14 protein-coding genes are annotated in these 13,581 nt (G+C 39.8%); 5 read left to right on the plus strand and 9 right to left on the minus strand.

All coding sequences use genetic code 11. The features are described 5' to 3' along the window. Positions 1-62 precede the first annotated feature (62 nt). Complete coding sequence (locus SLP02_RS20770) at positions 63-1,028, plus strand: 2-hydroxyacid dehydrogenase (protein ID WP_319422625.1); 966 nt, start codon at positions 63-65, stop codon at positions 1,026-1,028. A 47-nt stretch (positions 1,029-1,075) separates the two neighbouring features. On the opposite strand, the gene SLP02_RS20775 is transcribed toward SLP02_RS20770, so the two are convergent. Both SLP02_RS20775 and SLP02_RS20780 read right to left on the minus strand, forming a co-directional pair. Further along, entirely contained in the window at positions 1,076-1,537 is a 462-nt protein-coding gene (locus SLP02_RS20775; RefSeq protein ID WP_319422626.1) for a nuclear transport factor 2 family protein, read from the minus strand. 46 nt (positions 1,538-1,583) lie between these two features. Then, entirely contained in the window at positions 1,584-1,931 is a 348-nt protein-coding gene (locus SLP02_RS20780) for a hypothetical protein (RefSeq protein ID WP_319422627.1), read from the minus strand. Positions 1,932-2,219: 288 nt separating this feature from the next. Between SLP02_RS20780 and SLP02_RS20785 the strand changes: the two genes are divergently transcribed. Next, on the plus strand, positions 2,220-2,405 hold the full coding sequence (locus SLP02_RS20785; protein ID WP_319422628.1) for a hypothetical protein: 186 nt from the start codon (positions 2,220-2,222) through the stop codon (positions 2,403-2,405). Next, positions 2,389-2,613 (plus strand): hypothetical protein, encoded by a 225-nt coding sequence (locus SLP02_RS20790; RefSeq protein WP_319422629.1) that lies wholly within the window; start codon positions 2,389-2,391, stop codon positions 2,611-2,613. The genes SLP02_RS20785 and SLP02_RS20790 overlap by 17 nt, the downstream gene beginning before the upstream one ends. Positions 2,614-2,674: 61 nt before the next feature. On the opposite strand, the gene SLP02_RS20795 is transcribed toward SLP02_RS20790, so the two are convergent. The 5 genes from SLP02_RS20795 to SLP02_RS20815 form a co-directional block, all read right to left on the minus strand. Then, positions 2,675-3,241, minus strand: coding sequence for a TetR/AcrR family transcriptional regulator (locus tag SLP02_RS20795; protein ID WP_319422630.1), 567 nt, complete (start codon positions 3,239-3,241; stop codon positions 2,675-2,677). 16 nt (positions 3,242-3,257) lie between these two features. Beyond that, positions 3,258-3,722, minus strand: a complete 465-nt coding sequence (locus tag SLP02_RS20800; RefSeq protein ID WP_319422631.1) for a nuclear transport factor 2 family protein — start codon at positions 3,720-3,722, stop codon at positions 3,258-3,260. 159 nt (positions 3,723-3,881) lie between these two features. Further along, complete coding sequence (locus SLP02_RS20805; protein ID WP_319422632.1) at positions 3,882-4,748, minus strand: aldo/keto reductase; 867 nt, start codon at positions 4,746-4,748, stop codon at positions 3,882-3,884. 59 nt (positions 4,749-4,807) lie between these two features. After that, the gene (locus SLP02_RS20810; RefSeq protein ID WP_413467408.1) at positions 4,808-5,401 is read right to left on the minus strand and encodes a Uma2 family endonuclease; all 594 of its coding nucleotides are present in this window, start codon (positions 5,399-5,401) and stop codon (positions 4,808-4,810) included. 168 nt (positions 5,402-5,569) lie between these two features. Continuing rightward, complete coding sequence (locus tag SLP02_RS20815) at positions 5,570-6,412, minus strand: UbiA family prenyltransferase (protein ID WP_319422634.1); 843 nt, start codon at positions 6,410-6,412, stop codon at positions 5,570-5,572. A 474-nt stretch (positions 6,413-6,886) separates the two neighbouring features. On the opposite strand from SLP02_RS20815, the gene SLP02_RS20820 reads away from it, so the two are divergent. Both SLP02_RS20820 and SLP02_RS20825 read left to right on the plus strand, forming a co-directional pair. Continuing rightward, positions 6,887-8,155, plus strand: coding sequence for a glycosyltransferase (locus SLP02_RS20820; RefSeq protein WP_319422635.1), 1,269 nt, complete (start codon positions 6,887-6,889; stop codon positions 8,153-8,155). Further along, on the plus strand, positions 8,152-8,667 hold the full coding sequence (locus tag SLP02_RS20825; RefSeq protein WP_319422636.1) for a hypothetical protein: 516 nt from the start codon (positions 8,152-8,154) through the stop codon (positions 8,665-8,667). Before SLP02_RS20820 ends, SLP02_RS20825 begins: the two co-directional genes overlap by 4 nt. A 108-nt stretch (positions 8,668-8,775) precedes the next feature. Here the strand turns inward: SLP02_RS20825 and SLP02_RS20830 are convergent, their stop codons facing one another. Next, positions 8,776-11,838, minus strand: coding sequence for a PAS domain-containing protein (locus SLP02_RS20830; protein WP_319422637.1), 3,063 nt, complete (start codon positions 11,836-11,838; stop codon positions 8,776-8,778). Between the two features lie 468 nt (positions 11,839-12,306). Then, a complete protein-coding gene (locus SLP02_RS20835; protein WP_319422638.1) occupies positions 12,307-13,305 on the minus strand; it encodes a glycosyltransferase family 2 protein in 999 nt (332 codons plus the stop codon). Positions 13,306-13,581 lie beyond the last annotated feature (276 nt).

Below are 13,581 nucleotides of genomic sequence, written 5' to 3' on the forward strand. Positions count from 1 at the left end.
CAATTCAAATTAAAATCTAAACTCCCTCGCGCCTTTGCCCCCTGCACACATTTAATTACGACATGAAGACTCGTCCGACGGTGCTAGTCACCCGCAAATTACCCGATGCTGTAGAAACACGTTTAGAAAAAGATTATCTGCCCTGTCTCAATCAAGACGACCATCCCTATTCTATAGAAGAACTCTTGCTAGGTAGTCATCAAGCAGATGCTTTAATTATCACTGGGCAAGATTCTCTAGATGCAGAAGCGATCGCTCAATTGCCCGAACAAATAAAGGCGATCGCCACTTTCTCTGTAGGCTATGACCATATCGATCTCGAAGCAGCCAAAAAGCGTGACATTTACGTAATTAATACTCCCGATGTGTTAACTAATGCTACAGCAGATGTAACCTGGTTATTACTGCTAGCTGCTGCCCGTCGCGCCTATGAAGGAGAGCAGCTAGTACGTCAAGGCAAATGGAGCGATCCTCATCCTACTCAACTACTTGGTACGGAAGTTACGGGTAAGCGTCTGGGTATTTTAGGCATGGGACGAATTGGCAGGGCAGTTGCTCGACGAGCCAAAGCCTTTAAGATGGAGGTTCATTACAGTAATCGTCATCGGCTTTCGCCAGAACAAGAGTCAGGAGCAATTTTTCACGACGATCCAGAAGATTTGTTAAGGGTAAGCGATTTCTTTTCTTTTCACTGTCCCGCCACCCCCGAAACCGAACACTTCCTCAACGCTCGACGGATTGAATTATTACCCGACGGAGCGATTATCGTTAATGCAGCCCGTGGTAGTTTGGTAGTAGATGAAGATTTAACTGCAGCCTTGCGATCGCGCAAAATTCAAGCTGCTGGTTTAGATGTATTTGAAGGAGAGCCTGAAATTAATTCTGCTTATCAAACTTTACCTAATGTATTTCTCTTACCCCATATTGGCAGTGCGACGATAGAAACTCGCACCCAGATGGGTTTTTTGTTGCTGGATAATTTAGATGCTGTCTTTGCTGGTAAGCAGCCCCCTAATTCCCTTACCTGACTCTATACTCTATTCTTCTGTAGTTAAATTCATCCAGACTATTCTGCTTATTCGTGGGCAAGATCGAAAATCTGTAAATTGCCATCTGTCCAGGTAACATGAACGGTACAGCCATAAATTTTCCATGCCTTTCGTGTACGAACGAGACTATAAAAATAACGTCCTCCTAGCGTCCATAAGCTATTACCGCGATCGTTAGGCAGAAAATGCTGTGCCTGAAAGTTTACTCGACATTTTGCTTTGTCTTCCTCAAGGATAACAAGATGGTTAGTCGTAATATGCTGTATGCCTCGAAGTCCCTGATGATTGAGTCGCACATTTTCTACTAATTCATCTGCGGTAGGAGGCATCTGCGTCCCAAAGAGGGCGGTGTAATCAAACTCAATTCGATCCGTTAAACAATTCCGCATAATTTCATAATCACGCATATCTACGCTGAAATAAAAACGGTTAATTAAATTGATGATGTTTGATTCATCAATTAGTTGTTGAAAATGAGTATTATTCATGATGAACTAATAAACAGGCGATCGCATTTTGTAATTATCAGAACAGCTAACTAGCAATTAGATTAGTTTCTTTTCGGATAGATTGTGTAATGGCTTCTACTAATAATAGCCGTTCGTTAATTGATAACTGCAAAGTTGATTCTGTTAAGGATTCTAGAGTCTCTTTTGATTTGGTCTGAGATGAAACACTCGAATAAACTATATTTTCAGCATTTATATTCTGCTCTATTTCTGATTTCAAAGATTCCAAAAACATACAGTCATTAGCTAAATCAGAAGCTTCATCCTCATGTTCTTTTGAGTCTTCAATTTTTTCCAACCGAGTGTTGTATTGATTTAAAAGGAGATCGATTGACTCTAAAATAAACTTGAGATCTTTATATGATAAATTCATAAACGCTTAACTTATACAATATAAATCAACTGGTGTTTTCGCCATAGGCTTTTATTCTAACGAGCGATCGTTTATCCTTTAGGGCATTTTAAATTCTATAGTCATTTCAATTAATTTCAGAGATGGTTAATTTGTATTAATGATCGTGGTAAATTTTACTTGCTACTAGTACAGACGCGAAATTTGAGGGGCTGTCTCTTCGGGAAACCCGAAGAGTTTATATGCCCCGTCGCGTCTCTAACTACCTACTCGCTACTTTTTCAGAAGATCGACTGGTTGCTATTTGGAATGACTATAGTTCAAATTGTAGACAGTGCGATCGCCCTCGCCCGTAACTTAAGCGACACAGATGACCGCCTCGTTAAAAAGAGTCAAACTTATGCCCAATTACTTAAGGTAAAAGTAAATAACCCCTTACAGTGGTTCGCTCAAATAATGCTAATGGAGGATAACAACAATGAAAACCCAGAATGAAATTATCGAACAAGGCTATAAAGCATTAGTGGATTCTTTGGGAGTTGTAGATGCAATTCGATTTATTCAACACTTTAGTCCTGGGGAGGTTAACTATACCGAAGAACATTATCAATGGTTAAAACAAAAATCTTTAAATGATGTCTTTCAAGATATAGAGCAGTTAGGCAAAGACAATCTTGACCAATATCAAAAAGTTATTGAATAGTTGCTTTATTGTAATTGTAGTTTAAATTGTAGACAGTGCGATCGCGCAAAATCTTCAACACTCACTTTAAAGCTTTTAGCATCATATTTTTAGCTTCTGAGGTTGCCTGCGTAAAAACATTTGTATCATCAGTAGCTTGTGCCATTACAAGTCCACCTTGAATTGCCACCATCGAACACTGTGCTAAGTGTCGGCTTTCTGGTTCTGACAAGCCTTGGTTCTGTAGATAAGTGGTAATAGCCTCTATCCATCGTTGAAAATAGCTTTTAATCTCAGATGAAAACGGTTCTCTAGCATCATAAAGAGCAAAAGCTCCAAATAAACAGATTCTTTGTCCACTATCGAAATATGTATTGACTGCTATAAACATCTTACAGAAGACTTTTTCTGGGACATCGTTTGTATCTAAGGGAGCAAATATATTTTCTTCAAACCAGCAGTCAATCTGTTTCAATACGGCTTTGGCAATATCTACTTTTCCTGCTGGAAAATAATTGTAAAAACTTCCTTTTCCTAAACCAGAAGCCTTCATAATTTGAGCGTAGGATGTGCCATGATAACCTTGTTCCCTAAATAACTCAGCTATAGCTGCAATAGCTCGCGCTTTGTCAATTTTGGGTGCGGGCATAATTCTAAAGACCTAATTACGTTAAACCTGGATGGTCTTCTGGTCTTATATTTCTTGACCAAAAGAATTTACGTTCTTCTACTCTAATTTTAACGTCATTAATACTGGCTTCTCGACGAGACATCAAGCCATTTTTATCAAATTCCCATAATTCATTTCCATAAGCGCGATACCATTGCTCTGAATCATCATGCCATTCATACTGAAAGCGTACTGCTATTTTGTTGTCGTCAAATGCCCACAACTCTTTTATAAGCCGATAATCTAGTTCTTTAAGCCACTTGCGAGTTAGAAATTCTATTATCTTATCGCGACCTTGAAAAAATTCGTCACGATTACGCCAGATACTGTCAAATGTATAAGCTAGTGCTACTTTCTGAGGATCGCGAGTATTCCAGGCATTTTCTGCCATCCGCACTTTTTGAATTGCTGTGTCTTGATTGAAAGGGGGAAGTGGAAGGCGTTGTTCGCTTGCGTTCATTTTCTATTAAACTTATCGGCATAATAAAATTAGCATTTTACCAATAGATTTAATAAATTAAAAAACTTTTTCAACTTAAACTGTAACCGTCATCGATAATTTCAAAGCATTAATAAAATTATCGACAACAAAGTAAAAACTGGCGATCGCTTTTGTTGGCTATTTAGAAAGTTGCTCGTCGATCCGTTTTACCTCTTGGTTGTCAAGTTTCAAATCAATGGCTTTAACCGAATCTTCAATACTAGAAATATGGCTTGCACCAGGAATCGGTACGATACAGTCATATTTGGCTCGCAACCATGCTAAAACAATTTGATAAACTGAAACCTCTCTATCTTTAGCTAATTCGGCAATAACTTGAATATCCTGCAAACGACTAACGCGACTGCTTCCCCCTAGAGGACTCCAGGGAAAGAAGATTAATCCTTCTTGTTCACAATAATCCAATACACCATCAAATTCGGGTTGACGATGCCAAGGATTATATTGATTCTGCACTGAAACAATATCTACTACTTTACGAGCCTGTTCGATCTGCTCGACACTAAAGTTAGAAACGCCAACGTAGCGTATTAATCCTTGTTCTACAGCTTCTTTAGCTGGAGTTAGAGCTTCTTCAATTGTATAGTTGGTATCTGGCGCATGGTATTGCCAAAGATCGATTGGTTGAGAACCCTTCAGAATTGCATGGCTTTCACGAATGGTTTTTCGTAAGCGATCGGGATTGCCATCTTGAGTCCATCTGCCTTCAGGACGCAACAAACCCCCTTTAGTGGCAACCGTAACCGAACTTGTATCTCCTGAGTACTGTTGCAGTGCTTTAGCAATCAGGCTTTCATTATGATGTTTATCGGATTCATCTTGGCAATAAGCATCAGAGGTGTCGATTAAAGTCACGCCAAGATCGAGAGCTTTATGGATAACGGCGATCGCGTCTGTTTCTGACGGACGACCTGATATTGATAACGGCATTGCACCTAAACCGATCGCACTAATTTTATTACTGCCTAGCTGTTTATATTTCACGAGCAATCTTTAATTTTTAATTGAAATTATTTCTATTTACTCTTAGAGCAACCAAAAGTTTATCTATCGTAAGTATCAACATTAGCTGAGGCAAAGATTTGTGCTGCTGTTAAATTAAGTTCTTTAAACTGTGGCGAGCGCACTAACTCTTCTCCAGAAAAACTACCTACCTCATTATAAGTATTAGCAACAAGTTCTAATACTAGTAACGTTTGAGCATCAGGGTCAATAATCCAATATTCAGGGATACCGCAATCTTGATATTGCGATCGCTTGGCAATGTAATCTCGATCGCGTTGTAACTCACCAGGACTGACAACTTCGATAACTAGCAAAGGAGAAGCCATTGTCAGGCGAACCGTATTACGTTTTGCTAACTGTTGAATATGTTCTTCTCGAAGAATTGTCAGGTCGGGATAACGATTTCTTGGTTCTCCATTGACTTCGACCTCTAACCCATGCCCTCTAACTCGACGATAGCCTACAAGCAAGGCAAATTGCAGCAATAAGAATGTGGCAATCTGCACATTGTTTCCTGATTCAGGTGGCACTTCAATCAACTCTCCGTTGAATAGTTCATACAGCTTATTCGTGCCATCATCGTAGGATAAATATTCGGCAAAGCTTTGAAACCGAGGTTTAACTTTGATCATAATCTTAATTATAATGCGATCGCGTGGGGTCGGCGTTGGGCGAAGTTGAGGCACGTTTTGCGAGAAAGGCGCACTTCTGCATCTAAGGACTAATTGCGGGGTTTTCTCCGTTAAAGGAATCGAGTATGACATAAAACTAAATATAGATATTAAGCAAGTTTCAATTGCCTAACTACCTAATATCGGCACAAATAACAGCCCTTCAATCCAAATACTATAAACCCATCGGGGAGTATCTGTACTTATCTTCCAAATATAAATTAGATTAACTGCTATAGCTATAATCATCTCTGGATGGTAAGCCATAATGTCTGTTATCCATGAGGTGGTTATAGTTAGCAACGTCAATATATTCATTACCGTCAAAATTATTTTTGTCTTTTTAATTCCCGCTATGATTGGCAAAGTAACTACACCTTTTTTCAAATCGGATTGAATATCCCGAATATCAAAAGCATGAGAATTAGTCACAATAAAAACGAACAAAAACAAGGTAACTAACGCTGCTACAGAATCGAATTGTGAGCCTGCATAAGCTATTGGCAAAGCAACTACGGCATAGGTTAAGATACCGCCAACAGTCCAAGCTTTTGAACCAGGAATGTCTTTGAGGCGATACCACTGCCATCTTGACTCCCGCTTCCAAGGGAATATGGGTGTACCGTAAAGTAAAGGAATAATACCTGCAATACTAACTAGGCGAACATTTGCAGGGGCTTTGTACAATAGCATAACAGTACTTGCGATCGCCGTACACAATAAGATCCAAATATAAGGCTGTCGAAAAAATAACTGAGTTTTAGCATCAGGTATTTCTTGTATATAGGAGTCGAAAATACGGTCTAAATTGTAGGGTATTAAAGCAGAAGCAAAAATCAAAGCGATTGGTTGCCAACCATAACCCAATTCCAGTATTTTTTGGGTGTATATTCCCAAAGACGCGATCGCCGCAGCAACCCAAATACTAGGATAGATAATTAGTTCCAAAAAGCGATCGTAAAACCATCTCATATATAATTATTTATTGCTCGAAACTAATTCTGATTTTTTTTAGTATGATTTTGCCTACAATCTGGCAATTTTAGTAATAAACAAATGTGAGGCGCATTTTTTGTCATCTATTTTCGCTCCTCTTTTGTTTGTGTAGTTTTGTATATCCTAGCTCGAAGAAAAAAAACACACATCTAACTTTTGTAGGGTAAACTATGGTTTTTTGGTCAGTCCTGATACTGATATTAGATTCAGTAAATCAAAGTACGACCAGGGAAAGATGTCTGGTCAGAAGAATATTAATAAGTTTAAAGAATAGCAGTTTTATCTTAGCAACAAAAATCTAATGCTATTAAACGCAAAGAAAGCAAAATCTCCAATAACATTGGCACATTTGTTATTGAGTCTGATTTTTGCAGATATTTTTTTGCCCTGACCAAGCTGTTATCTTAACATACCAATTATTAAAACAGTTCATATAAGAATGCCAAGGTTATGCTTCCTAACAACCAAAAAAAAATAGCTCTCATTTCAGTTCACGGCGATCCCGCCATCGACATAGGAGAAGAAGAAGCGGGGGGGCAAAATGTATATGTCAGGAAGGTAGGACAAGCACTAGCCCGTTTGGGTTGGCAAGTAGATATGTTTACCCGTCGCAGTAGCCAAGAGCAAGCAGCAATTGTTGAACATAGTCCCAACTGTCGCACAATTCGTTTAGTTGCAGGAGCAAAAAAATTTATTAAAAGACAAGAAATTTTTCAGCACCTACCAGAGTTTGTTACAGCTTTTTTAGAGTTTCAAGCACAGCAGGAGACTGTCTATCTCCTTATTCATAGCAACTACTGGCTTTCTGCTTGGGTGGGAATGGAGCTTAAAAAACGCCAGTCGAGTAAGCTTTTGCATACATATCATTCCTTGGGCGCAGTTAAATACAAAGCGGTTAAGAATATACCGCAAATATCTAAAACCCGTTTAGAAATAGAAAAACAGTGCTTAGAAACTGCTGATACGATCGTTGCCACCTCGCCCCAAGAACAAGAAGATATGCGATCGCTCTTGTCACCACAAGGAAATATTGCCGTGATTTCCTGCGGAACTGATATCGAGCGTTTTGGCAGTGTATCTCGGCTAGAAAGTAGAGCAAAATTAGATATCGAACCAGAAGCCCAAGTTGTTTTGTACGTAGGACGTTTCGATCGGCGTAAAGGTATTGAAACCTTAGTTAGAGCAGTAGGTTGTAATCAAGTAAAACAACATCCCAATTTAAAATTAATTATTGTTGGTGGCAGTGCTCCTGGCAAAAAAGATGGCAAAGAAAGAGAACGAATTGAAAATATTGTTCGAGAATTGGAACTAGAAGCAATAACTACCTTTGCAGGACGTATCGAACACGCAGACTTGACTTATTATTATGCAGCAGCAGATGTTTGTGTTGTCCCCAGCCATTACGAACCATTTGGTTTAGTGGCAATAGAAGCGATGGCTTGTAGAACGCCAGTTATTGCCTCGGATGTGGGAGGGCTAAAATTCACTGTTGTTAATGAGTTGACTGGTCTACTTGTAACACCTCAGGATGAGCAAGCTTTTGCAGAAGCAATTAATCATGTACTATCGTATCCTGCCTGGAGTAGACAGCTAGAAAAAGATGCCAGAAAAAGAGTCGAGTCTATGTTTAGCTGGGATGGCGTAGCAAAACAGCTAGAACAGCAATATCTAGCTGAACTTAATCAAATACAACCAGAACTTTTAGAATCAAAAATATGAATTATCTAGTTACAGTTTTAGCCGACAAACAACAGGCACAAGAAGCATACTCGGTATTACGCCGAGATGGAATACCAACTGAAAAAATCACTATTTTGGGTGAAGGTTATCAAAGTGCGGATGACTTTGGTTTAATCGATCCTAGTCAACAGGCCAGTAAAGGAGCAAAAAAGCTGGCTTATATGCTTGTTCCCTTTGGTTTTGTTGCAGGATATGCGTTTAACGTACTTACAGGCATTGAACTTTTTTCTTTTACTAATTCAATTACCGAGCATATTATTGGTGGTGTCTTAGGCGCAGTCTCTGGGTTATTGGGGGCAATTGTTGTTGGCGGTGGTGTTGGCTTAACCGTAGGCAGTGGAGATGCTTTGACCTATCGTAATCGTCTTAATGCAGGGCAGTATATTATTGTCACCCAGGGAACGGATAGTGTGATTCGACAAGCTACGAAATTATTGCGTCAGTTTGAGCCAGAGTTTATTCAAGGATATACTGAGCCTGTTAACAGTTAGGGCAGTTAGGGGCGAACAGAGGCCGTTCGCCCGTACAAAGGGCAGAGGTCAAAAGTACACTTTGTTAATCGGATTGAGGATAAAGAGCGATCGCGTCGCTTTTTGCTCCTACTGCACCAATTCTGTAATCACAGTTATCAATTCAGGAATATTAATTGGTTTGGCAAGATGTCGATTAAATCCCGCATCTAAAGAAAGCTGCCGATCTACTTCTCCAGCATAAGCCGTAAGGGCGATCGCTGGTATATTTTTCTCCTTAGACATTGCGCGAATCTGACTCATGAGACTATAACCATCAGTTTTGGGCATACCGATATCACTAACAATTAAATCGGGAGTTGATTTATTTAGGGCTTTTAAGGCTGATGCTGCTGATGCTACCGATGTTACTGATGCACCCTCTTGTTTTAGAACCAAAGTGAGTATATCTAGCGAGTCTACTTCATCATCTACTACCAAAATTTTGATACCGCTAAAGCGATTTGGCTTTACTGATAGATCGATGGGATTAATATTTATTGGCTCTGCTGTAGGTGTATTTATAAGTGGTAATTTGACGCTAAATGTCGCTCCTTTTCCCTTGCCTTCGCTGGCAGCGGCAACTGTTCCCCCGTGTAGTTCGCTTAAGTGGCGCACTATGGCTAAACCCAAACCCAAGCCGCCAAACTCTCTGGTATTACCAACTTCTGCCTGACGAAAGCGATCGAATACGTGAGGTAAAAACTCTGAATCGATTCCTTGTCCTGTATCTTGAACTTCAAGTAATGCTTGTTTACCTATTTTGCTTAACTTAACTAAAACTTGACCGCCTTCTGGGGTAAATTTTACGGCATTGGAAACCAGATTCCAAACGATCTGCTGTAAACGACCTGCATCCCCTAAAACCTGTCCAATATTGGGTTCAAATTCAGTTTCAATTTTAATTGATTTGGCATCGGCTGCTAATTGAACTGTAGTTAGTGCAGACTTTATAACCATTTCAAGATCGAGAGAAATTTTATTTAGATTTAGCTTACCCCGCAAGATTCTCGAAACATCCAATAAATCGTCAATCAGTTGTGCCTGAAGTTTGGCATTACGTTCAATTATCCCAATTCCCGTTGTTGTTTTCTCAGCATCAAGTCTGCCAGAAGCCAGTAATTGTGACCAGCCGAGAATAGGATTAAGGGGTGTGCGTAGTTCATGAGAAACAATTGCCAGAAAATCGTCTTTTAGCTGGTTGGCCTCGATCAAATCTTCGGTTTGTTGCCGTAGTCTTTGTTCTAATTCTTTAATTCGGGTAATGCTGGTATTTGTCCCATACCACCTAATAATTTCTCCCTGTTCGTTACGTAATGGTCTGGCTTTGATTAAAAACCAGCGATATACTCCGTCTGCACCGCGCAAGCGAACCTCCATATCATATTTCTTACCTGAACTTACTGATTTTGTCCAACTTTTCATAGCTTTGGCTGAATCTTCGGGATGCAGAATAATTGACCAACCGCTATTGACTGTATCTTCTAAAGAAATTCCCGTGTAATCTATCCAGCGTTGATTAAAATAGTCTATTTCGCCATTGGGTAATGCCGTCCAGATCTGCTGAGGAATGACTTCGGTAATTAGCTTAAGCTCTTGTTCTCTTTGCGTTAGAGCCTGTTTGTTGGCCTCGCGATCGCTAATATCAATACCAGAAGGAATCAAATATTCTACCTTGCCGTTGCTATCAAACAAGGGAATGACGGAAAAGTCGAGCAAAATATACTGTTCTGTCCCTATGCGAGCTTGAACATCAAAACGAATTGTTTCTCCTGCTGCTGCTCGTTTGATCGCCTCGTTTAACTGTGCTTGGCTTTGAGTCGAATAAGACCACCAATAGTCTTGGGCAAAGGGTTTTCCTAAAACATCCTCTGGTTGCAGATTGTCAGCGTCTAAAGCGGTACGATTAGCTTCAATTAAGATCCCATCAGGAGTCATTACGCCGACAAAGGTATATAGACTGTCTAGAACTCTTCTCAAGTGGTGTTCGCTGTGACGGAGTTGTGCTTCTATTTGTTTGCGATCGCTGATATCCTGTACCGTACCCATCATGCGGACTGGTTCGCCTGCTTGGTTATAAAAACCTTTACCTTTGGCTACGATCCAGTGAACGCTACCATCTGACCAAATAACACGGTATTCGATGTTGTATTCTGTTTGATTAGCTAAAGCCTGTTCTACTGCCTGATTAGTGCGATCGCGATCTTCAGGATGGAGAGTATTTAGGAATATTTCGTGGCTTAATTCGCCATCAGAAGGTACTCCAAAGATTGCTTTACACTGCTCTGTCCACTCTAGGGTATCTGCAACCAAATCCCAAAACCACATACCGATGCCAGAAGCATCAGTAGCTAGTTTTAATCTTGTTTCGCTTTCTTTTAAAGCTGTTTGCGCCTGTTGACGATTAGTAATATCCCTGGCAATACCTAATATTCGCTCTAGCTTACCGTCCTGAGTACGGCTGTGTACTCTATCTTGAGTGCAAAACCAACGCCATTCGCCATTTTTATGACGCATTCGATATTCAAGTTTGCATACTTCTCCTGGTTGCGATCGCTCTAGCCTTTGGATGTGAGGAGTCAAAGAAGCCCTATCTTCAGGGTGCATGACCTTAGTTCTAAACTCTTGCCCCATTTCTAGAATCTGTTCTGGAGTATAGCCTAAGCAATCATAAGCCTGAGAATTAATATAAAGATTGCGTTGAGAAATTGCGTCGAATATGTATAGTATTCCAGGAATAGCATCGGCAAATAGTTTAAAATCTTTGCTTAACTCTAACTTCTGCGGATTTTCCCGATCTCTTTTTGCTGCGGTGATATCTTTAAAAGTTGTCACTACTCCTAATGGGCGATCGCTGCCTGCTGAAAATAAAGGCTGAAAATTTAGTGAAAGCCATACCAAGCTACCATCTGGCTGATAAAATTTCATCTCCCCATCAACAGGCTGTCCCGTTTCTAAGGCAGTTACTACACTTCTAGAATTACTAAAGGCGATCGCAGGATTTGAAGCAGCAACCCCAATCATTTTCTCAGCAGGATAACCTAATATCTTCTCTGCATTTCTATTACAACTTTGGATACTACCATCAGCTAGCTGAACTAAAATTCCTACTGCTGTAGCTGTATGAGAAATGCCATCTGAACCTGTCTTCATGTTAATACTTCGACTGCACTGCCAATAACACTAAATCGATTTTATTTTCATAACTGAATTACTGTTTACTAGCACTTTTACCTCTGCCGTAGAGAACTAAAAGGAACATTTTTAAAAATGTTTCGCTCACTATTATAAAAAATTTACAACTTTTGATCTATCTAAATTTCTATCTTTAGAAAGATTTTATTTATTAGGTGATGCCGATTATAAAAGAGCGATCGCGCCTAAAAAAGCTGATGTTAAGACAAGCGGCTACGCCGTAGTTATTAATTCGGGGTTATTATACCAAATCCAATTATCAACACGGTGATTGGACAAGGGTCGGAAAACATGCTGGCAAGCCCTTTGTCCGCGTCCCTCACCGTCAAAACATACTTAAAACATGAGCTGGCAAACAGCCTAAACCTACTGACCTCTGACCTCTGACCTCATTCTCAATCGATATTTCTGATTCGTGCAAGAGGTCTATTTTTGACCAAAAACATCTCTAATGCGATAAATTGGTCTTCTTTGAGATTCGTGATAGGTACGCATTAGTAGTTCAGTTACTAAGCCAAAGCAAAATAAATTAACCCCAGTTATGACTAGCAGCACAGCTAAAATTAATAAAGGGCGATCGCCAATGTTTTGAGCGAAAAATAGTTTGACAATGGTAAGATAAGCACCCATTCCTATTCCCGCAGCCAAAGAAATTACGCCTCCTAAACCGAAGACGTGCATAGGACGAGTCAGAAATTTCTTCATAAAGAAGACGGTCAACAAGTCCATTACTACCCGAATTGTTCTACCCAAGCCATATTTACTCTGTCCAAAGCGTCGAGGATGATGACGCACTGGTACTTCTGCTATTCTCGCCCCTTCGATATATGCTAATGCTGGTAAAAAACGATGTAGCTCTCCATAAAGGTTCATATCTGCAACTAATTCAGAGCGATACGCCTTGAGGGAGCAACCATAGTCATGTAGTCTGACTCCTGTTACCTTAGCAATAATCAGGTTGGCAATTTTAGAGGGAAGCAGTCTAGTTAATGCTGCATCCTGTCTATTTTTGCGCCAGCCACTAACTAAATCATAGCCTTCGTTTAACTTGGCAAGCAGCATGGGAATATCGGCAGGATCATTTTGCAAATCGCCGTCTAAAGTTACAATGACCTTTCCCTCTGCTAACCCAAATCCTGCTGCCATCGCTGGAGTTTGACCATAGTTACGCCGTAAGATTACCGCTTTTAAATCGACACGTCTCTGTGCCAAGTTGGTTAGTACCTGAGTTGAACCGTCTTTTGAGCCATCGTCCACACAAATTATTTCGTAGCTTAATTGGGTTTCTCTGACAGAATTGGCGATCGCTTCTACTAATGCCTCTACACTCTCAGCTTCGTTATAAATCGGCACAACTACTGATAGATCTAGCTGTGGTGACTCTAAAACGGAGGCAATACGGTTTTTTATAGATGGAGATGGCATAGTAGAATTTAGCCGAGAAGCATTAAAGATAACTTTATGTATGTCTCATAGATTATCCAGTATTAGATAGCTCTTGTCACTAAATCAATTTTGTTTTATTTGAAAAGGTTATATATTGCTTGATTAGCTACTAGTTTCAAGCTTGTCTATTCTATTAAACAATTGTTTATTGATAATTGGTGTTCTTAGATGAGCGTCTTCTTTGCACGATCGCTATTTTTTCTCACTTTAGCTAGAATTTAATTACTGTCTCAAAATTTCCCCGAAAAATAAGAT

Source organism: Pleurocapsa sp. FMAR1, assembly GCF_963665995.1.
Classification (GTDB): domain Bacteria; phylum Cyanobacteriota; class Cyanobacteriia; order Cyanobacteriales; family Xenococcaceae; genus Waterburya.